The sequence below is a fragment of the Stutzerimonas sp. KH-1 genome (genome assembly GCF_054483855.1).
This window is the reverse complement of the sequence record NZ_CM137011.1, coordinates 225,680-246,809: the sequence shown is the minus strand read 5'-3', so window position 1 is coordinate 246,809 and position 21,130 is coordinate 225,680. Positions and strand designations below refer to the sequence as shown.

General features: G+C 66.1%; 17 protein-coding genes. 11 read left to right on the top strand and 6 right to left on the bottom strand.

The window, feature by feature from the left end; all coding sequences use genetic code 11:
• Positions 1-116 precede the first annotated feature (116 nt).
• Positions 117-1,385 (top strand): carbohydrate porin, encoded by a 1,269-nt coding sequence (locus ACX1DW_RS01160; protein ID WP_458992563.1) that lies wholly within the window; start codon positions 117-119, stop codon positions 1,383-1,385.
• Positions 1,386-1,447: 62 nt separating this feature from the next.
• Here ACX1DW_RS01160 and ACX1DW_RS01155 read toward each other — a convergent pair whose 3' ends face one another.
• Entirely contained in the window at positions 1,448-2,032 is a 585-nt protein-coding gene (locus ACX1DW_RS01155; RefSeq protein ID WP_458992562.1) for a glutathione S-transferase family protein, read from the bottom strand.
• The gene (locus ACX1DW_RS01150; RefSeq protein WP_458992561.1) at positions 2,029-2,457 is read right to left on the bottom strand and encodes a VOC family protein; all 429 of its coding nucleotides are present in this window, start codon (positions 2,455-2,457) and stop codon (positions 2,029-2,031) included. The genes ACX1DW_RS01155 and ACX1DW_RS01150 overlap by 4 nt, the downstream gene beginning before the upstream one ends.
• Before the next feature lie 113 nt (positions 2,458-2,570).
• Between ACX1DW_RS01150 and ACX1DW_RS01145 the strand changes: the two genes are divergently transcribed.
• Both ACX1DW_RS01145 and ACX1DW_RS01140 read left to right on the top strand, forming a co-directional pair.
• Positions 2,571-3,467, top strand: a complete 897-nt coding sequence (locus ACX1DW_RS01145; RefSeq protein WP_458992560.1) for a LysR family transcriptional regulator — start codon at positions 2,571-2,573, stop codon at positions 3,465-3,467.
• A 448-nt stretch (positions 3,468-3,915) separates the two neighbouring features.
• A complete protein-coding gene (locus tag ACX1DW_RS01140; protein WP_458992559.1) occupies positions 3,916-6,018 on the top strand; it encodes a TonB-dependent receptor family protein in 2,103 nt (700 codons plus the stop codon).
• Positions 6,019-6,123: 105 nt separating this feature from the next.
• Here ACX1DW_RS01140 and ACX1DW_RS01135 read toward each other — a convergent pair whose 3' ends face one another.
• The gene (locus ACX1DW_RS01135; protein WP_394374763.1) at positions 6,124-6,753 is read right to left on the bottom strand and encodes a LysE family translocator; all 630 of its coding nucleotides are present in this window, start codon (positions 6,751-6,753) and stop codon (positions 6,124-6,126) included.
• A 229-nt stretch (positions 6,754-6,982) separates the two neighbouring features.
• Between ACX1DW_RS01135 and ACX1DW_RS01130 the strand changes: the two genes are divergently transcribed.
• Entirely contained in the window at positions 6,983-7,822 is an 840-nt protein-coding gene (locus ACX1DW_RS01130; RefSeq protein WP_458992558.1) for an isocitrate lyase/PEP mutase family protein, read from the top strand.
• Between the two features lie 84 nt (positions 7,823-7,906).
• On the opposite strand, the gene ACX1DW_RS01125 is transcribed toward ACX1DW_RS01130, so the two are convergent.
• A complete protein-coding gene (locus ACX1DW_RS01125) occupies positions 7,907-9,064 on the bottom strand; it encodes a DUF3047 domain-containing protein (RefSeq protein WP_458992557.1) in 1,158 nt (385 codons plus the stop codon).
• Between the two features lie 127 nt (positions 9,065-9,191).
• On the opposite strand from ACX1DW_RS01125, the gene ACX1DW_RS01120 reads away from it, so the two are divergent.
• Positions 9,192-9,935 carry a helix-turn-helix domain-containing protein gene (locus ACX1DW_RS01120; RefSeq protein WP_458992556.1) on the top strand — a complete coding sequence of 248 codons (744 nt, stop codon included), beginning with the start codon at positions 9,192-9,194 and terminating at the stop codon, positions 9,933-9,935.
• Positions 9,936-10,191: 256 nt separating this feature from the next.
• Complete coding sequence (locus tag ACX1DW_RS01115; protein ID WP_458992555.1) at positions 10,192-12,279, top strand: response regulator; 2,088 nt, start codon at positions 10,192-10,194, stop codon at positions 12,277-12,279.
• Positions 12,280-12,285: 6 nt separating this feature from the next.
• Here ACX1DW_RS01115 and ACX1DW_RS01110 read toward each other — a convergent pair whose 3' ends face one another.
• Entirely contained in the window at positions 12,286-12,987 is a 702-nt protein-coding gene (locus ACX1DW_RS01110; RefSeq protein WP_458992554.1) for an SDR family NAD(P)-dependent oxidoreductase, read from the bottom strand.
• A 16-nt stretch (positions 12,988-13,003) separates the two neighbouring features.
• Positions 13,004-14,311 (bottom strand): ABC1 kinase family protein, encoded by a 1,308-nt coding sequence (locus ACX1DW_RS01105; RefSeq protein ID WP_458992553.1) that lies wholly within the window; start codon positions 14,309-14,311, stop codon positions 13,004-13,006.
• A 433-nt stretch (positions 14,312-14,744) separates the two neighbouring features.
• On the opposite strand from ACX1DW_RS01105, the gene ACX1DW_RS01100 reads away from it, so the two are divergent.
• The 5 genes from ACX1DW_RS01100 (at position 14,745) to ACX1DW_RS01080 (ending at position 21,114) form a co-directional block, all read left to right on the top strand.
• Positions 14,745-16,271: an ATPase domain-containing protein gene (locus ACX1DW_RS01100; protein ID WP_133456506.1), complete on the top strand. Its 1,527-nt coding sequence runs from the start codon at positions 14,745-14,747 to the stop codon at positions 16,269-16,271.
• Complete coding sequence (locus ACX1DW_RS01095) at positions 16,255-17,967, top strand: ATP-binding protein (RefSeq protein WP_458992552.1); 1,713 nt, start codon at positions 16,255-16,257, stop codon at positions 17,965-17,967. Before ACX1DW_RS01100 ends, ACX1DW_RS01095 begins: the two co-directional genes overlap by 17 nt.
• 30 nt (positions 17,968-17,997) lie before the next feature.
• Positions 17,998-19,065, top strand: a complete 1,068-nt coding sequence (locus tag ACX1DW_RS01090) for a zinc-binding metallopeptidase family protein (protein ID WP_458992551.1) — start codon at positions 17,998-18,000, stop codon at positions 19,063-19,065.
• Positions 19,066-19,391: 326 nt separating this feature from the next.
• Positions 19,392-20,372 carry an isopenicillin N synthase family dioxygenase gene (locus tag ACX1DW_RS01085; RefSeq protein WP_458992550.1) on the top strand — a complete coding sequence of 327 codons (981 nt, stop codon included), beginning with the start codon at positions 19,392-19,394 and terminating at the stop codon, positions 20,370-20,372.
• Positions 20,365-21,114: an alpha/beta fold hydrolase gene (locus ACX1DW_RS01080; RefSeq protein WP_458992549.1), complete on the top strand. Its 750-nt coding sequence runs from the start codon at positions 20,365-20,367 to the stop codon at positions 21,112-21,114. Before ACX1DW_RS01085 ends, ACX1DW_RS01080 begins: the two co-directional genes overlap by 8 nt.
• Positions 21,115-21,130 lie beyond the last annotated feature (16 nt).

Below are 21,130 nucleotides of genomic sequence, written 5' to 3'. Positions count from 1 at the left end.
GAATAGCCAGGCGTTACCAATAGCAGAAACGCACGCGAATACCGTGAATGCCCACAGGCATTGCGGCTAACGGTATTCGCTGCACGCGCACCGTTACATCCCAAAGGATCAGAACAATGACAATAAGCCTGCGCTTCGGCAGCGGCCTTCTCGCCGCCTGCCTGTTCACTTCTGCCCAAGCGGCCGAGTATTCACCCGATCAGTTCCTGTTCGGCGACTGGAACGGCAGCCGCACCCGCCTGCATGAGGCGGGCGTCGACCTGCAGATCACCTACGTCAACGAGCTGGCCTGGAACACGCAGGGCGGCGATGACCACACCGGCACCTACGCCGACCAATTGATGTTCGACGCCGCGCTGGACCTGGACAAACTGCTGGGCTGGTCCGGCGCCGGCTTTCATTTCACGGTAGTCAACCGCAACGGCGAGAACCTCAACGCCGAAGCCGACCTCGGCGTGCTGCTGCAGCCGCAGGAAATCTACGGCTATGGCAGCACCACCCGGCTGGTGCAGTTCTATTACCAGCAGGCGCTGCTCGACGACCGCCTGCTGGTCAAGCTCGGCCGGCTGCCCATGAGCGGGGACATCTACCCCTTCGCCTGCCCGTTCCAGAACCTCGGTTTCTGCGGCACGGTGCCCGGCTACGTCACGCCCAACTGGTACACCTGGCCGATCAGCCAATGGGGCGCTACCGCGCGCTACCAGCTGAACGAAGAATGGTCGTTGCAGACTGCGCTTTACCAGGTCAACCCGCGCTTCACCGAGCGTGAGCAAGGCCTGAACTTCGGCAGCCCGTCGGGCACCACCGGCTACCACGCGGTCGCCGAACTCGGCTGGACGCCAACCCTGCGCGGGCAACCCGGCGCCTATCGGCTCGGCCTGTGGCGCAACACCGGTGACTTCGAAGACCTCTACCGCGACGGTGCCGGCCGGCCCATGGCGCTATCCGGCGCCGCGGCCGCCGAGCACGACCACGCCACGGGCGGCTACCTGATGGCCGAGCAGCAGGTCTGGCAGAGCGCGGCGCTGCCGGCGCGACGGTTGAAGCTGTTTGCCAACTTCATCCAGTCCGACCCGGACGTGACCTACATCGAGCGCATCTGGCAGGTTGGCGGCAGCCTCTCCGCGCCGTTCGCCTCGCGCCCAAATGACGAACTCGGCCTGGGCCTCGGCCGCCTGGAAATCAACGACGACGCCCGCAAGCGCCTGCGCGAACAGGGTGAGCCGGTGCCCGACGTGGAATACCCCGCCGAGCTCTATTACCGCGTGGCGCTGACACCTGCGGTTTCGCTGACGCCAAACGTCCAGTACTTCCACCGGCCGGGCGGTTTCGACGAAGCGGAAGACGTGGTGGTGTTCGGCCTGAAGACGGTGATCAGCTTCTGACACCACGGCGGACAAGGCGACCCGGCGGTTTGCCGGGCCGCCTGCGTGTCGCAGCGGCGCGCTCAGGGCTTCACGTAGCCCGGCAGGCTCTCGATACGCGCCATCCAGCGCGCCACGTTGCCATACGGGCCGAGGTCGACGCTGCCCTCCGGCGCCAGCACCACGTAGGGGTAGACGGCGCAATCGGCGATGGTCGGCCGCCCCATCGCCAGCCAATCGTTCGTTTCCAGATGCGCATCGAGTAGCCCTAGCACCGTTGGCGCCTTGGCCAGCGCCGCGGCCTTGTCCAGCGGGTAGCCGAACTTTTCCACCAGCCGCGCGGCGCACAGGCTGTGCTGGATCTCGTTGGCGGCGAAGGACAGCCACTGCACGATCTCGGCCTGCCCGCGGGCATGGTCCGGCCACCAGGCCAGGCCGCCGTAGGTACCGGCGAGATAGACCAGGATCGCCTGGGAATCGCGAACCACATGGCCGTCGTCCTCGAGCACCGGCACCTGCCGCAGCGGGTTCATGTCCGACAGTGGCGGCTTCTTGTGCGCGCCACCGGCGAGATCCACCGGCACCCGTTCCAGTTCAATGTCGGCCAGCGCCGCGAACAGGCGCACCTTGTAGCAGTTGCCGGAAGCTTGCAGGTCGTACAGTTTCATTGCGCATCTCCTCTGACGAGCTGATTGAATTCGAGAACGTTGCCGTCCGGGTCGCGGATGAACAGCGCGATCCGCCGCGGGCCGATGTGATGCGGCCCCTCGGTGATGACGATGCCCTCTTCGCCCAGCCAGCGCTGCAGCGCCTGGAGGTCATCGACGATGAACGCCGGATGGGTCATGCCCGGGCGCTTGACCGGCGCATCCAGCAGCACGTTGTGTGCATCAGCGGCACGCGCACCGTTGAAGATCAGGTTGATGCGCACGCCATCCGGGCTGAGCATCTCGTTGGCCTCGAACAGCGGGAAGCTGGCGCTCTCGACGAAGCCCAGCGCCTGGTAGAAGGCCATGGCGCGATGGCGGTCGCTGACGCGGATGCCGATGTGGTCATAGGCGAGGATACGAGCGGGGCTGGATGGTGGGTTCATGTGCGAAACTCCGGAAGTCGTCGGTCCGGGACAGTGTCCGCCGCCCTGCGCATCCCAGCTATGCCGCGGACCTGACAACACCCCTGCAGCAATCGCACAAATCGAAGGTGGCAATGGACAAGCTCAAGGCGATGGCCAATTTCGTGAGGATCGTCGACAACGGCAGCCTGAGCGCGGCGGCCGACGCCAGCGGCCAGTCCGTGGCATCGGTGGTGCGCTCACTGGCCGCGCTGGAGCGCCACCTGGGTGTGCGCCTGCTCAACCGCAGCACGCGGCGCATGGCCCTGACCGACGAGGGTGCCGAGTACCTGGCCTGGAGCCGGCGCATGCTTGCCGAGTTCGCCGACATCGAGCAGCGCCTGGACGCGCAGGATGGCGACGTCCGCGGCCTGCTGCGCCTCACCGCCCCGGTGGAGTTCGGCCAGCGCTACCTGGCGCCTCTGGTGAATGTCTTTCTCAAGGAGCACCCGCAGGTACAGGTGGAGCTGAACCTGAACGACCAGATCGTCCCGCTGCTGGACGAACGCCTCGACCTCGCCCTGCGCATCGGCCACCTGCCCGACTCGGCCATGGTCGCCCGGCAGATCGGCAGCACCCGGCTGGTCACCTGCGCCAGCCCCGACTACCTGAGCAGCGCGCCCGCCCTCGACACTCCGGCAACACTCAAAGACCACGCCTGCATTCTCTTCGCTGCCCAGGGCCGCCACTGGTACTACCGCCACGGCGAAAGGGAACAGGCTGAAGAAATAACCCCACGCCTGACCTGCAACCAGATCCGCACCGCCAGCCTCGCCTGCGTGCAAGGTCTCGGCATCACCCGCCTGCTGCACTACCAGGTCGCCGATGAACTGGCTGATGGTCGTTTGGTAAGAGTGCTCAGGGAATACGAGCCAAAGGACCTGCCAATCCAGCTGGTCTACCCGCACGCCTTGCAGCTATCGCCAAGGGTGCGGGCGTTTGTGGAGTGGGTTTGTCCGAGATTGGAAAGGGGTTTGCCGGAGTCTCGATAAGGAGTAACGGGCGCTCACGTAGACGGTGCGAAGCAAGTCGAAACTTGGTAACCGTAGAAGCAGCGGTTTCGTCCCGTCACCAACGCACCGAACCAGGGTGGTAGCGCCGATCCAAGAACTGCTTGGGTAGTCGAGTCTGCAGCTTGGCTGCTTCTCGCTTGCTAGCGACGACTGCTGGTAAAGCGCCGCCGCTACCTCTCGGTCATGAGTTTTTGCAGAACACCGATCTAGCGCGTCGACGCTTTCCGGGGAACATACCGTTCCACCTTCCGCTTTACATACACCTTACGCAACGATAATAATTCTCAGCCGCTAAGGCTTAGCATTATCAAAATAGCTCCCAGAAGAGCCGCAACACTCTGCCCACAACAGGCCGAAGGTGACAGACAGCGTTCCCCTCTGCTGCGCAGTTGCACCTGACGCCAAACAATCAGGAAATTTTCTCCGCATGATCAGGACGACCCGCCGTATCGGCGTCACTGCCAGTCTGCTGGCCATCGCCATTGCCCAGGCCGCGCAGGCCAACGAGACCGAGGACAACCGTCAGCAGAAGCAGGACGGCCCGGTATCCCTTGCCCCGCTCGTCATCCAGGGCGATGTGCTAGGCAGCGCCAGCAACGAAGAAGTACGCACCTATGCGGGCAGCCGCAGCGTGGTCCAGGCCCAGGAACTGGAGAAGGCCAGCGTGCGTGGCCTGGATGACGCGCTGGCGCGGGTCCCGGGGGTGAAGATTCTCGACGAGACCGGTACCGGGGTACTGCCGCAACTGTCCGTGCGCGGGCTTTCGGAAAGTCGCAGCGGCCGCGTCCAGGCGCTCGCCGATGGCATCCCGCTGGCCCTGGCGCCCTATGGCCAGACCAGCCTGTCGCTGTTTCCGCAGACCCTGGCGACGGTCGATCGCATCGACATCGTGCGTGGCGGCGCGTCCGTGCAGTACGGGCCGAACAACGTCGGCGGCGTGATCAACTTCATTAGCCGGCCAATTCCGGATAAGTGGGAAACCACCCTGCAGGAGCGTGTCACCTTCGCGCCCGGCGGGCGCCAGCTGTACGACAGCTACCTGGGCACCGGTGGGCGCCTGACCGACAACTTCGGCCTGCAGCTGGACGTCAACACCATCAGCGGCGAATACGGCCGCGAGCACTCCGATACCGATGTGCAGAACTACCGCCTGCGCGGCCAGTGGGACATCGACGACAGCCGCAGCCTGAGTTTCGGCGTGCAGCGCTACATCGCCGACATGGACCTGGCCGGCGCCCTCAGCGTGGCCGACTACAAGGACGACCCGCGGCAGTCGACCCGCGACCTCGATCGTTTCGAAGGCGACAGCGACCGCGTCTGGGGCACCTATACCCAATACCTCGGCGCCATGGGCCCGTTCGACGACGTGGAGTTCAGCTGGACCAACTTCGCCCAGAACAGCTATCGCAACTTTATTGTCGGTCTGCCCTTCGCGCCGGATGCCACGCCGGCCACCCTGCAGGATGCGCCCCGCGACTTCCGGGTCTGGGGTAGCGAGCCGCGCCTGAGCCTCGGCATCGACGGTGATGGCGTCAGCCAGACCTGGCTGCTCGGCGCCCGCCTGGTCAAGGAAAACGTCGATTTCGACGTCGACCGTCTGAACCTGAATACCGGTACCACCAGCGTGGTACGCGACTGGGTATTCGATACCAAGGGCCAAGCTGCCTATGTGAGCAACGAAATCAAGCTGCTCGATGACCGCCTGACTATCACCCCCGGCATGCGTTATGAGCACGCCAAGATGGAGTACGCCGACGGCGTCAGCGGCGTCGAGCGCAAGACCGTGGCCGAAGAGTGGCTGCCCGGTCTGAGCATCGGCTACCAGGCCAGCGACGACTGGTTCGTCTACGCCAACGCGCAGCGCTCGCTGCGGGTGCCTCAGGTGTTCCAGATCGTCAGGGATGGCGTGGTCCAGGCGGAAATCTCGCGCAACTACGAGACCGGCGTGCGCTTTACTCCACAAGACAACCTGCGCATCGACTTCGGCCTGTACCGCATCGACTTCGACGACCAGATCGTGTTCGCCAACAGCCGCTTCCAGAATCTCGGCAGCACCCGCCACCAGGGGATAGAGACCGAGGTGTTCTGGACCCCGACCGCGCTGCCAACCCTCGACCTGCACGCCGGCTACGCCTACCTTGATGCCGAACTGCGCACCGGCGACTTCAAGGGCAACGAGGTGCCGTACAGCTCCAAGCACCAGTTCACCGTCGATGGTCGTTACCGCTTCGCCGAGTTCTGGGCCTACAGCCTGGATGGCCTCTACGTCAGCAGCGCCTATACCGACGACGCCAACAGCGCCGAGGAGAACGCCAGCGCCTCAGTTGGCGAGCTGCCTGCCTACTGGATCTGGAACACCGCCATCGAGCGCGAGTTCAAGCTGCAGGACCAGAGCGTGCTGACCGCCTCGGCCGGCATCAGCAACCTGTTCGACCGCCAGTACTATTTCCGCGGCATCGACACCAGTCCCGAGGGACGCCAGCCAGCACCGGGCCGTACCCTGACGCTGGGGGTGAACTACCGCTTCTGATCGTCGTATCTCCTCCCCCCTGGCGCCAAGCCAGGGGTTGCCCACTCGACTCGTCCAACCCAGCGTCGGTAAGGCGATCACTGAATATGTAATCGCTAAGCGTCGTCACTCCCCACTCGAAGCCGCCAACCGCACCCCAAACGCCACCAGCACCCCACCCGTCAATCGGTCCAGCGCCCTAGTCAGTGCAGGCCGGCGCAACAGCGTCCCGAGCGGGATCGTCGCGGCGATCAGCACGGCGAACCAGGCCAGGGACAACAGCACATGCAGGCACGCAAGGAAGAACGAGTAGGCGGCCACATCGGCGCCGAGCGGAACGAACTGCGGCAGGAAGGTGACGTAGAACACGCCCACTTTCGGGTTCAGCAGGTTGGTCAGCAAGCCGCGCCAGAAGGCCTGCCCGTACGCTGCAGAGGGCGTCTCAGCCGGGCCTGAGCCGAACGAGGCGCGCGGGTTGAACAGCAGTCTGGAGCCGAGCCAGATCAGGTAGGCGGCGCCAGCGAACTTGACCACTGTATAGCCCAGTTCCGAGGCCTGCAGCAGCGCACCCAGCCCGAGCGACACCGCCACACCCCAGGCCAGGCAGCCCAGGCAGATGCCCGTCGCGGCCAGCACGGCCTGGCGCCGCCCTACCAGCGTGGCGGTGCGCAGCAAGATGGCCGTATCCACACCCGGCGTGACGGTCAGCAGCGATGCGGCTGCAGCAAAGGCGAGCAACAGCGGGAGGTCGATCATCGGTAGTGCTCCTGGGTTCGTAGCCTGTCGGCCGAACACTGCACGGCCGGCGGCAGGACGGGACCTGCCGGTGTTTGCGGCGGCCTGATGTGCGTTGTATCAGGCAAGCGTGTTAACGGCCAAATCGCCAATCTAGTTCAAGTCGGCGCTCCCTGGGTGGCGTCGCGGTGGCACATCACGCTCACGGTGGGCTATAGGATGACGACAAGCCCCTGCTCCCGGAGACATCATGACCCGCCCCACCGTAAGCGATAAACGCGCGGCCTTCCGCGAGATGCACCATGCAGGGTGCTTCCTGCTGCCCAACCCCTGGGACGCCGGCGGTGCTCGCCTGCTCGAGCGCCTCGGCTACCGGGCCCTGGCGACCACCAGCGCAGGCTATGCCTGGTCTCAGGGCCAGGCGGACGGGCAACTGTCACGCGACGACACCCTCGCGCACATGCGCCACATGGCGGCGATGAGCGACCTGCCGATCAACGCCGATTTCGAGAGCGGCTTCGGGGCCACGCCCGAGGCGGTCTTCGACAGTGTCAGCCTGGCGCTGGAGACCGGCGTGGCAGGCCTGTCCATCGAGGATTCGAGCGGCGATCCCGCCCAGCCGGTGCGCGACCGGGCGCAGGCCGTCGAGCGCCTGCAGGCGGCGCGCGCCGCCATCGATGCCGGCGGCGGCGACACCCTGCTGGTGGGGCGTGCGGAAAATTACTTCGTCGGCCGCCCCGATCTGGACGACACGGTCGAGCGCCTGCTCGCCTATTCGCAGGCCGGGGCCGACTGCCTGTACGCGCCAGGTCTCAGGACGCGGGAGGAAATTCAGACGGTCGTCCAGGCAATCGCGCCGAAGCCGGTGAATGTGCTGATCGGCTGGAACAGTGAACTGACCGTCGAGGCGCTGGCCGAGCTTGGCGTCAGGCGCATCAGTGTCGGCGGAGCGTTGGCGCGTGCGGCCTGGGGCGGGTTCATCGACGCGGCGCGGAGGATGATCGAACAGGGCCGGTTCGATGGCTTCGGCGGCACGCCATCTGGTGCGGAACTCAACGAGCTGTTGCGCGCCACGGAACCGCCGCGCTGACCGGGCGTGCCGCGAACGTGGCAGAGAGGCGATATAGGCCGCGACCGGCCGCCGGCACGATGCCGGTGACCGGGCGTGAAATGCTCAGTAGAGGCGCTTTTCGATATCGACGTCCCTGAGCAGGATATCGCCGAACGTAGCCTCCCCTTCGCCATGCTGGAACAGGCTGACCCCGATCAGCCAGACCCGCCGGATGCGTGCTGGCGGCTCGCCGCCGATGGCGGTGCGGTAGTGGTCCAGTATGTTCTGCTCCTCGCTCAGCCATTGGCCGAGATCGGCGGTGCCCGAACGCACCACGACATGCGTCTCGCGGTCATGCCAGCCGGGCAGCGGGCAGTGGAAGTGCGTGCCTTCGGGGAGATCCCGGCTCCAGTAGAAGGTGAGGTCGCGGCCGTTGTCGAACTCCACGGCGATGCTCAGGTAGTCGTGGGTGTGGATCTGGTCTTCGGCGACCGACGAGGGCAACCGGTCGACCTTCCACTTCCAGCTCAGCGTGGTGTGCGCGCTCAGCGGCAGGTCGGCGTCTTTCTGCAGGATGGAGACATCGTCACGGGTATGCAGGCGGATGGCCTGTGTCGGCGCCCGACCCGCCTGGGCCGGCGTGACAGCGGAGAACACCGTGGACGGCCCCAGCTCCCAGAGTTCCTGCCAGCCACCGGGCAAGGGCGCACGCGGTGAACGCAGGCGCGCCAGCTCGCGGCTGGCCCAGTGCGCGGCGTCGCGACCGGCCGCCGCCTGGCCCAGCACCGCGGCGACATCGGTGCCGGGCCGCCAGTGGATGATGCCGACATTGACGCCGCCGCCCTCGTCGGGGTTGAACGCGGGTGGCTCGCCACGGTAGCGGCCACTGGCATCGAGCCAGCGGTCGCGCGGGTAGAGCTTGAGCTGCAGGGGACCGTCCTGCTCCGCCGTTAAGCTCTGAGTGTCGTGCAGCGCGCGGAAGATCGGCCCCCGCTCGCCGATGCGCGCCCAGGTCGCCAGCTCCGCCGAATAACGGATGCCCAGCGCCCGGGAGACCTCGACGCCGCCCTCGAGCACGAAGGTCAGCCGATCGCCGGCCTTCACCAGCAGGCCGGTGTCCAGCCAGGCTCCGACGCGCCAGGACAGGTACAGCGCGCGCAGCCCGAGCACCGCCTCGCCCGCCAGCGGCGCCGCGATGTCGGTGAGCTGGGCCTCGAACTGCGCCGGCGTCGACACTGATGCGGTACTGGCGAGGGGCTCGAGCGGGATGGTGTTTGTCATTGTTTTTCCTCCGTGCGGGTGCGGACGCCTGAGCCGGGCTTTCGGCGCCAAAGTACGATGTCCGGATGCTAGGGCCGGCTGCTAGCGTGAGGCTTGTAAAAACGAGCTGACTTGAGGAGCCCCGGGCATGCTGCCTTCGCACCTGCTGATGTGGCCGGACATGCTGCTGTACTTCGGCCCGCTGCGGCATCTGGACAGACGCGTCAACGGCGCCGCGGTGCTCATGGTCGGCCTCTATCGCCCGCTTGTGTTGCAACTGGCGGGCACCGCCCTGCCCTGCCGGGCCGTGGTGGTACCCGCCGGCGTGGCGCATGCGGTGGATGCACAGGGCGGCGTGCTGGCCAAGCTGTTCGTCGAGCGCGACAGCGAACTGTACGGGCGCTTCGTGCAACGCTTTGCCTGGCGCCCCGGGCAGTGTGCGCTACCGCTGCACGATCCCGTGCTGATCGATACGCTGACCGCACTCTACGAAGAAGCACGGAGCAAGGAGCAGACGCGACAGACCCTGCTGGCGCTGATGCCTGCCGTGGACGATGCAACCGCCGCGGGCCGCCTGACGCCTGTATTCGAGCTGTTGCGCCAGGAGGGCGACGTCAACCACGCGCTGGCGCAGGCCGCCTCGCTGGTTCATCTCTCTCCCTCGCGCATGGCGCACCTGTTCCGTGCCGAAACCGGCATGAGCTACCGTGGCTTCCGCATCTGGAAGCGCCTGCTGCTCGCCGCCGAGCACCTGCAGCGTACGGACTGCCTGACGCGGGCGGCCGTCGATGCGGGGTTCGCCGATGCCAGCCATTTCAGCAATTGCTACAAGCGCTATATCGGCGCCAGCCCTGCGCAGGTCTTTCGCAGCCTGCAGCGGTTCGAACGCTGAAGCCCTTTCGCAACGCCAGCGCCCAGGCGTCGAAGGCCCCTTAGGAACAGCTTGCTATCTCTCGACGGTGATCACCGATACCATGCCGTGCGGGTACGAGCGATCACGCCGTGCCTGGGAACGCTCTCGCTTGCTTGCAGTCCGCTCAAAGACAGACGCGATAGCGCTCTGTCCGCTTGGGCAGCCGCGTTGCTTCGCTCGGCCGATCAGGAGGGATGCTGGTCGGACTGCCCCATCAGAAAGGCGCAATAACGACATGGCAGGCGGAACCGCGGAAGCAAAACGCATCCTTCTCGGCATGCGCGACAGTGCGGAACGACGCGAGCTCGCCACGCGGCTGACCGCCGAGGGCTACCACGTCGGCCACCGCACCGACCAGGCGGGCCTGGCACAGCGAATCGACGCGACGATAGAGGTGGTGATACTCGCCGACGAGCTGGCAGCGGGGCCATTGGATGAGGTCAGCGCCGCGCTCGAGAAACTGCCAGCCGGCAGCGCCATCCCGTTCGTTCTGCTGAGTCGCGACGCCGAACCCCATGCTGCGTTGAAAGCCCGCCTGCCGTCGACGATCAACGACTTCGTGGTCCTCGGCGAGCCTGTGGGGCCGGCCACCTTGCTGAGTTGCCTGACCACGTGCATGCGCCTGCGCCAGCATCAGCGCGCGCACCACGCCGAAGCCACCGAGCGAGCCGACCAGCGAACCCGCTTCGAGCGACTGATCGAGAACCTTCCGATCGGCGTCTGCTTCATCGATGCCGACGGCAATACGCTGCTCAGCAACCCCAAGTACGACGAGTACGTGCCCAATCGAAAGATTCCCTCGACGGCGCCCGAGCGGGCACGGCGCTGGGTCGGCCTGGACAGCCATGGACAGGTGATACCGCCGAGCCAATACGTCGGTGCCCGCGCCCTGCGCGGCGAGCAGGTCGACGGCCAGGACTATCGCTACTACCCCGAGGAAGGTGGCGAACGCTGGCTGCGCCTGAGCGGCGTGCCGCTCTACGACCACGCCGAGCAACCGATGGGCGCGGCCGTGGTGATCATCGACGTCGACGCCGAGCGACGCAACGAGGTGATGCTGCGCCAGTTCAATCATGCGCTGGAGCGCGAGGTCGAGTTGCGCACCCAGGCCTTGCAGAGGGCGCTCGACCAGCTGACCGTCGAGGTTCAGGAACGCAGCCGTGCCGAGGAGCAGCTGCGCCACTCACAGAAGATGGATGCAGTCGGCCAGCTCACCGGCGGTATCGCCCACGACTTCAACAACATGCTGACCGGCATCATCGGCGCGCTGGACATGATCCGTCTGCGCGCGGCCTCCGGACGCTACAACGACCTGCCGCGCTATCTGGACGCGGCGCATGGCTCGGCGCAGCGCGCCGCCTCGCTGACCCAGCGCCTGCTGGCCTTTTCCCGCCGCCAGCCACTGCAGACCCGGCCGACCGCAGTCAATTCGCTGATCCGCTCGCTGGCCGAGCTGCTGCAGCGCAGCCTGGGCGAGACCATCCGCTTCGAGCTGGCCCTCGAGGACGCCGCCGGGCTCGCCCTGGTCGACCCCAGCCAGATGGAAAATGCCCTGCTCAATCTGGCGCTCAACGCCCGCGATGCGATGCCGGACGGCGGCACCTTGCGCATCGAGACGCAGCGCGTGGCGTTGCAAGCGGAGCAGGCCACCCGCCACGGCGTACCGACCGGCGAGTATCTTTGCGTGCGGGTGATCGATAGCGGCGTCGGCATTCCCGCGGCACTGGTGGACAAGGTGTTCGAACCGTTCTTCACCACCAAACCCCTCGGCGAAGGCACCGGGCTCGGCCTGTCGATGGTCTACGGCTTCGTCCGCCAGAGCGGCGGTTTCATCTCCATCGATACCTGTCAGGGCGAAGGGACCCGCGTCGCGCTGCACATACCGGCGGCATCGGCCGACGCACAGGAGGAGTCGACTGCGGTTCCGATCCGCGTGCCCGGCGCAGGTGGCGGGCGCAAGGTTCTGCTGGTCGAGGATGACAACGCGGTGCGCCCGTTGCTGCAGAGCGCACTCGAGGACTTCGGCTATCACGTGCATGTGGCGGCCGACAGTCAGCGCGCCCTGGAGCTCGCCGCGGAACTCGACTCGCTCGACCTGCTGCTGACCGATGTCGGCCTGCCGGGGCTCAACGGCCGCCAGCTTGCCGAAATGCTTCAGCAGCGGCGCCCGGGCCTACCGGTAGTGCTGATCACCGGCTATGCCGAACAGGCCGCGACCCGCCTCGATTGCCTGGCTCCCGGCATGCGCCTGATGACCAAACCCTTCACCCTCGAACTGCTGGCCGAAACCGTCACCGACGCGCTTGCCGCACCGGTTGACTGAGGGCCGTTACCACGGCAACTCCGCCCCGCTGTAGGCATGGAACCCTCCACTCGCCTCCGGCCCCAGGCTGTCGATGACCCGCAGCAGATCCTGCGCGGCATCGGCCGCCGGTCGGCCGATCTCGGCGCCGCGAAAAGGTTGCGACAGACGTGAGTTCACCGTGCCCGGGTGCAGCGCCAGAAGCACGGCATTCGGCTGGTTGCGGCGCACTTCGATGGAAGCTGTCTTGATCAGCATGTTCAGCGCGGCCTTGGAGGCGCGGTAGCTGTACCAGCCGCCGAGCCGATTGTCGCCGATGCTGCCGACCTTGGCCGAGAGCATGGCGAGCACGCCGCGCTGGCGGTCGAGCAGCCCGCTGAAGTGGCGCAGCAGCAGCGCCGGGCCAAAGGTGTTGATCTGGAAGGTGGCGAGCAGCTGCGCCTGGTTGAGATCAGCCAGGCGCTTCTCCGGCATGAAGTCGGCACCGTGCAGCACGCCGGCGGCGTTGATGATCAGGTGAAACGGCCCCTGCCCCGCCAACGCGTTCGCGGCGCGTTCGATGCTGGCTGGATCGGCAAGATCAAGCGCCGGCTCGGTGGCGCGGCCGAGTGCGATCACCGACGCGCAGCGCGGTTCGGCACGCAACGCCTCGATCAGCGCGGCGCCGATGCCTCCGGAAGCGCCGATCACCAGCGCACGGAACCCTTCGGGAAATGACTGCAGTGGCATGACGTTCTCCAGTAGTTCAGCGGCGAGCGGTAACGACACCGCCGCGCCAGCGCTCGACATGCTCGGCGAGCAGGTCGGCGATGGGCAGGCAGGCACCAAGCCGGTAGAGGTTCCAGTAGTGGCCTTCCAAGGTGCGGTTGATCAGCAAGGTACCGGAAGCCGGTTGCAGACTGCCCAGTGCCGACATCAGCAAGGGGAAGAGTTCGGACAGCTGCTGGTGCAGCGCCGCTCCGCGGAAGTCCCACTGCGCGCCAGGCTGCAACAGTGGATGCAGCATCAGGTGGATACGCCGGTACAGCCCATGCGGCGGCATGCTGCCAGGCTGGCGCCCGCCGAGCATCTGGAAGCCGGCCTCCAGCGCCTCGCTGGAAGTGCCGCGCAGCGCCTCGAAGATCTGCACGTAACCGGCCAGCAGGCGCGGCTCCAGACGCAGCACGCTGCCGAAATCGTAGACCACCAGTTCGCCCTGCTCGGTCCAGGCCAGATTGCCCGGATGCGGATCGGTGTGCAGCCGCTGCAAGCCGAACGCCTGCTCGGCGAGCCACTGGCAAAGGTTTTCGGCCAGGCGCTGGCGGATCTCGACCGGTGCCAGCTCGACCTCGGCCATGGAACGGGCCGGACGATCTTCCAACACCAGCACGCCGGGGCGGCAGAGCTCGCTGGCGGCAAAGGGAATGCCGAGGCCGGGCCAGTCGCCGAAGTGCGCGCGGAAGGCTTCGAGGTGGTCGCGTTCGGCGGCGTAGTCCAGCTCTTCATCGATTGCCCGCTGCAGCTCGGTGTAGACCGCCTCCAGCCGCGCCGCTGGCGTGCCGAACAACCGCCCGAGCGGCATCAGCCGACGCAGCTGGCGCAGGTCCGCTTCGCAGATCGCGTGGATGCCGGGGTACTGGATCTTCATGATCAGCGCCCTGCCCTGACGATCCCGGGCACGATGGACCTGGCCCAGCGAGGCGGCCGCGGCGGGCGCAGGTTCGATGGTTTCGAACAGCTCGTAGAGCTGGCCGTCGTACAGCCGCTGCAGGTTGGCTTCCAGCTCCGCGAACGGCAGCGACGGCACCTGATTCTGCAAACGGGCCAGGGCAGCGCTGATCGGATCGGGCAACAGGTCCTGCCATTGCGAAGCCTGCTGACCGAGCTTCAGCACCGGGCCCTTCATTTGCCCAAGCGCATCGCCGAGCAGATCGCCCACCGGTACCCAGTCGATACGTGCCTTGCCTGGCGTGACGCGTTGCACCAGCAGGTTGCCGGCGATCCGTGCACCGGTGCCGCCCAGTTGCAGAAAACGGCCCAGCGCCGAAGCCGAGGGGCGAGAGAATCGAGGCATGCAAGCGACCCGCGAAGGCAAAGGCTGATCATGGGCCAGCCCGGCGGGTGTTCCAAGACGCAATGGTTGCAGTCTGTTGCGTGGCGGCGGCGTTCAAAGCAACTCTGGCGCAACGAGCGAAGCAGCCGGCGAGACCGGGCCGCAGGCGGCCGCGCCCCCTGGAGAGGGCACTGCGGCGGAGGTGCCGAGCGCGCTCATGCGGAACGGGCAGGCAGCTGGCGAGTCGGATTAGATGACTGCGCCCCTCGAACGTCGTCCGTCGAACGCGCAACTTCCAGCGCGAGCGCGATGCATAAAGCGACGTTTCGAGCGGCTTTCAGCCCGGCTCGCCTACCATGCGAAGAACGGGCGTGTTCCCCACCGGTTCCATTCGACCAGGACACACAGGTGCGGGAGCAAAGCACGCAGCGGCGCCTGCGTTAAGGAGAACGGAATGACCGATTCCACTGATCTTTCCTTCCAACCAGACGATGAACCGCCTCGCATTTCCACCGGCAGCGAGGGGCTGGATAACATTCTCGGCGGCGGCCTCGACCCCAACCGCATGTATCTCTATGAAGGCAGCCCGGGCTCGGGCAAGACCACCATTGCACTGCAGTTCCTGCTCGAAGGTGTACGCCACGGTGAGCGCGTACTGTACGTGACCCTCTCGGAAACCAAAGCCGAACTGGAGCTGGTCGCCAAGCGACACGGCTGGACGCTCGAAGGCATCGATGTATTCGAACTGATCTCTCCGGAAACCAGTCTCGATCCCGAGCTGGAGTTGACCGTGCTGCATCCAGCGGAAATGGAGCTGAGCGAAACCACCCAGCAGGTATTCGATCGCGTCAGCGAAACCAATCCGACGCGGGTGATCTTCGACAGCCTCTCGGAAATGCGCCTGCTGGCGCAGAGCCCGCTGCGCTACCGCCGTCAGGTGCTCGCGCTCAAGCACTTCTTCACCACCCGCAACTGCACGGTGATCCTGCTCGACGACCAGACTTCGGAAATGGGCGACCTGCAACTGCATTCCATCTCCCATGGAGTGGTCATGCTGGAGCAGCTGGCGATCGACTACGGGGCGGAACGCAGGCGTCTGCGCGTGATCAAGATGCGCGGCATCCAGTTCCGCGGCGGCTACCACGACTTCGCCATTCGCAAGGGCGGGCTGCAGATCTATCCCCGACTCATCGCCGCCGAGCACCACTCGCCCTTCTCCGGCCAGCTGGCTTCGTCCGGCAATCCGGCACTCGACAAGATGCTGGGTGGCGGGCTGGAGCGCGGCACCAACGCGCTGCTGGTCGGCGCGGCCGGCGTGGGCAAATCTTCGCTGGCGTTGAGCTATGCGGTCGCGGCGTGCAAACGCGGCGAAAAGGTCGCGTTCTTCGTCTTTGACGAAAACATCGCCACGCTGCTGGCGCGCGGACGGGCGCTGGGGCTGCCCATGGAGCCGTGGATCGAGCAGGGGCTGCTGCATCTGCAACAGGTCGACCCCGCCGAGCTGTCGCCCGGCGAGTTCACCGCCGCAGTACGCGAGTGCGTAGAGGTGCGGGGTGCCGGCCTGGTGATTCTGGATAGCCTCAACGGCTATCTGCACGCGATGCCGGATGGCCGATTCCTGATTCTGCAAATGCACGAGCTGTTGAGTTATCTGGGCCAGAAAGGCGTGATCAGCATCATGGTGCTGGCCCAGCATGGCCTGGTCGGCCCAATGGATACGCCTGTGGATATCAGCTATCTCAGCGATGCGGTTATCATGCAGCGCTACTTCGAGCATGCCGGCGTCGTTCGCCGGGCATTGTCGGTAGTGAAAAAGCGTAGCGGACGGCATGAAAACACCGTCCGTGAATATCGCCTCAGTAGCGCCGGCCTCGAGGTCGGACCGCCGCTCAGTCACTTCAGCGGCATCCTATCGGGCACACCGGAATACACCGGTGATGCGACTCAGCTACTGACAGACGAGCATGACGACGCCCACTAAACGAGAATGCCCCATCGTAGTCGTCTATGCCCCCATCGGCCGGGACGGTCCCGCCTCGGCCGAACTTCTCAGCCGCAGCGGCATGGACGCCGTTGTCTGCCACAGTGTCGATGAAGTGCTAGGTCGCGCCGAAACCGATGCCGACGCTGTTTTCATCGCCGAAGAAGGTCTCTTCGGCCAGGATCTTCAAGCGCTCGCCACCTGGGTCGATCAACAACCGGCCTGGTCAGACTTTCCCTTCGTGGTCCTCACCAGCAAGCATCAACAACCGGCAGTCGCCGCGTGGCGCCAGCGCATGGTAGCGGCGCTGCGCAACGTTTCACTGCTGGAACGCCCGGTACAGAGCATCACCCTGACCAGCGCGGTGAAGGCCGCCCTGCGCGGACGGCATCGCCAGTACGAAGTCCGGGCGTTGCTGGAAGCCCGTGAGCGTGCGTCGAATCAGCTCGAAGCGCTGGTCGTCGAGCGCACCAGTGAACTGGAAAAGGCGAACCAGGAACTGCGCACGCAGATGGCCGAGCGCGCGCAGATCGAAGAAGCCCTGCGCCAGGCGCAGAAGATCGAAGCCATCGGCCAGCTCACCGGCGGTATCGCCCATGATTTCAACAATCTGCTAATGGTGATCTCCGGTGGCCTCGACATGCTCGACCGCCGCGCCGATCCTGCACGCCGCGAGCGGTTGATGGACGGCATGCGCCAGGCCGCCCAACGCGGTACCGCGCTCACCCGGCAACTGCTCGCCTTCTCCCGGCGGCAGTCACTGGAACCCGAGTCGGTCGACCTGGTGCTGCGCATCGGCCGCATGCGCGAGCTGCTAGACCGCAGCCTGAGTGGCGACGTACACGTGGAAGTGCAATTCGAGCCGGATCTCTGGCCGGTCGAAGTGGACCCTGGCGAGCTGGAACTGGTGATCCTCAACCTGGCCGTGAACGCCCGCGACGCCATGCCAAACGGCGGATCTATCCTCATCGAAGCCTGCAACGCACCAGACGAAGACGTCATGGGCTTACGCAGCGACTTCGTCCGGCTGACCGTGACCGACTCGGGTACCGGCATTCCGGAGGAAGCTCGCGCGCGGGTCTTCGATCCGTTCTTCACAACCAAGGAGATCGGCAAGGGTTCGGGTCTGGGGTTGGCGCAGGTCTACGGCTTCGCCCGACAGTCCGGCGGTACCGTGTGGATAGACAGCGAGTGCGGCCGCGGTACCAGCGTGATCATGCTGTTGCCACGCTCAGATCGAATGCCCGAGCAGCCCGTGGCGGACGAACGAGACGCCGACGCTCCCAGCGATCCCTGCATCGGCAGCGTGCTGCTCGTCGACGACGACGAGGAGGTCGCGGCGCTGGTCGGCGAGATGCTCGAACACCTTGGTTATCTCGTGACCCATGCCGCCAGTGCCGCAGATGCGCTGAGCGCACTTCAGGCCGGCTGTCAGGTGGATATCGTTTTCTCCGACGTGATGATGCCGGGCGGCATGAACGGAGTGGAATTGGCTCGGGAAATCCGTACCCGCGCCCTCGGCGTCCCTGTACTGCTCACCAGTGGCTACGCCGAGGCCGCACAGCAATCGGCGGCCGCCGAAGGCGTGCACGTGCTGGCCAAGCCCTATCGGCTCGAGGACCTCGCCACCGCCCTGCGCGAAGCGATTGATGGCGCAGCGCAATCCCCGCACGGTCAGCTGCGACGTTGGTCCTAAACGATTGGCAAGACCGATCGCGGAGGATGCATGGAAAACCAGGAACAACTGGCGCTACTGGAAGAACTTCTGCTTGCACGAGGGCCGGCAGGCCAGGAAGAAGAAGTCCGCCAGGTGTGCAGGCGAGAGCTGGAGCGATGCTGCGACGCCGTCTGGCAAGACGCCGCTGACAATCTCATCGGGCGAATCAAAGCGGTCGGGGTCGCCCCCGACGAGGCGGAACGCCGGACGACCCGAATCATGGCCCATCAGGATGAGATCGCCATGGTGGTCAAACGCATAGACCCGGATGGGCGCCTACGAGTCGCGGCGCTGGGCGGTGCGTTTCCGGTCAACTTCGGCATGTGCCCCGTGGACGTGATGGGCGACACCGGCACGGTCGCCGGTGCGCTGTCTTTCGGCACGATGCACGGGACGAGCGAATCGAGCCAGTCGATGCATGTGCTTCAGGGCGATGTGCAGTGGAATGATGTGCACGTCATCACTCGATACAGCAAGGCGGAACTCGGCGAGCGGGGCGTGCGCGCGGGCACACGGGTGGTGCTGAGTCGGCATTGGCGCAAGCCGTTCCAGATACGCGACTGCATTGCCGCGCACTTCCTCGACGATCGGGCCCCAGTGGTTGCCGCCCTCGTGGCCGCCAGGCGCCTGGCGGCGCGCAGGGAGGAACTGCACGGCGACGTGCTCATCGTGCTGACGACCAACGAAGAGGAAACCAATTCCGGGGCACAGTACGCGGCGCGCACACTGCCGGGGGCGTTGTGCATCGCCCTGGAAGTGGGGCCGATCGCAGCCGAGTACGACACGCGCCTGGCGCTCGACCCCATCGTGCTTACCGGCGATGAGAAGGGCTACTACACCAAGCGCGTTTCCGACGGCTTGCTCAGGGCCGCATCACGCTGCGGTTACTGCCCGCAACCGGCGTTGATGCCCGGCTTTGCCTCGGACGCGAGCGCAGTGCTTGGCTCGGGTTCCGCTCCGCAGGCCGGTTGCCTGGCGATCCCCACGGAGAACACGCACGGCTATGAGGTGATCATGCAGGACGCGATGCAGGCCTGCGCCGAAACACTGGTCGAGTATCTGGTCAGCCTGCAATAGCGCCCGCGGGCGGACCGAGCGCAACCCGCGAGAGCGCTCTGCGCAGCCGCCGATACATTTTTTTTCGGCTCGCTGCGAACCCCGTGCACGCCCCGTTTGTGGGCAGCCCTGACGCGACGACGCGCTGCCGAGCGGCTATCCGTGCGTCATTCCTGGCCTGAGTGCGCACCGCCACGGACCATCCCGCGCACCATCGAAAGGCATCCATCACTGCTGCCGAAACAGCATCGGCATGCTCGATATTCTCTGCTTCTGCGCACAGCAGCCACGGTCAGATACTGCGCTCGCCGGCCGCCATTCCGCGGTCGGCAGAGCAGGATCGAGCCATGAACCAATCCCTTTGCGCCCGCCATCTCGAAGCCGCCGCGCTGCCGCTGATCGATATCGCCGGGCTGTTTTCTCCCGACATCGACGAGCGCGCCGCCGTGGCCAAACGCATCGGTGCGGCCTGTCGCGAGGTCGGTTTCTTCTGTATCGCCAACCACGGCGTCGACGCGGCGCTGCAGCAGGCGGTGTTCGAGCAGGCGCGGGCCTTCTTCGCCCTGCCGGAACCCGGCAAGCGCGCACTGGACAAGCTGTTCTCGAAGGCCAATCGCGGCTATGAGCCGTTGCGCGGGCAGGTGCTGGAAGCCGGTGCGCCGGCCGATCTCAAGGAGGGTTTCTACATCGGCGAGGAGCTGGCCGAGGACGACCCGCGGGTACTGGCCGGGCGTTTCAACCACGGTGCCAACCAGTGGCCGAGCGAGCTCGCGGAGTTTCGCCCGACCATGGAGCGCTATCGCGACGCGATGAATGCGCTGGCGAATCGGCTGATGGCGGCCATCGCGCTGTCGCTGCAACTGCCGGAGGAACATTTCGCCGGCTTCTGCCGCGAGTCCATGAGCACCCTGCGCCTGCTGCATTATCCGCCGCAGCCGGCCAATGCCGCGCCCGGCGAGAAGGGCTGCGGCGCGCATACCGATTTCGGCGGGCTGACGCTGCTTCTGCAGGACGAGAACCCCGGCCTGCAGGTCTGGGATCGTCACAGCAAGAGCTGGATTCACGCGGCCCCTGTGCCCGGCACCTATGTGGTCAATCTGGGCGACATGATCGCCCGCTGGACCAACGACCACTACCGTTCGACGCTGCACCGGGTGGTCAACATGTCCGGACGCGAGCGCTACAGCGTGCCGTTCTTCTTCAGCGGCAACCCGGACCATGTGGTCGAGTGCCTGCCGACCTGCCTCGCGCCCGGCGAGGCGCCGCGCTACCCCGCGGTGACGGTGGAAGAGCACCACCGCGAGATGTACCGGAGGACCTATGGCTGACGTCGTCCTCATCCACGGGGCCTGGGCCGGTAGCTGGGTCTGGGATTCGCTGCAGGATGGCCTGCGCGATGCCGGCCACAGACCGCATGCGGTCGATCTGCCGGGCAACGGCAGCGACGCCACGCCGCTCGCCGAGGTCTCGCTGCAGCGCTACGTCGAACACGTCGGCGCGCTGATCGAGACGCTGCCCGGCCCGATCCATCTGGTCGCGCATTCCGGCGGCGGCATCACCGCCACTGCCGTGGCCGAACGTTATGCCGAGCGCATCGCCGGGGTCACCTATGTCGCCGGCATGATGCTGCCCAGCGGCATGGGCTTCGGCGAACTCTGTGCCGAGCTCGCCCGCGACTTTCCCGAGGTCAGCGGCATCGGCCCCTATCTCGAAGCCGCGCCCGGCGGCAGCCGCGTACCGGGCGATGCCGCCTGCGCCCTGTTCTTTCACGATGCACCGGCACAGGCCGCGATCACTGCCGCGCGCAGCCTGACGGTGCAGCCCGACGGCGGCCGCGATATCGCCGCACAGTGGACGGCCGCGCGTTTCGGTCGTCTGCCGCGGCTGTATATCGAAGCCACGAAGGACCGCTCCGTGCTGCCACGGGTGCAGCAGCGCATGCAGCAACTGGTGCCGGGTGCCGAGCGCGTGCGCCTCGATTGTGGCCATGCGCCGCAACTGGCCATGCCCGACGCGCTGCTCGCCGCCCTGCTGGATTTCTTCGCGCGCCAACCACATCCCGTGCGCTGACCCGTTTATTGCATCG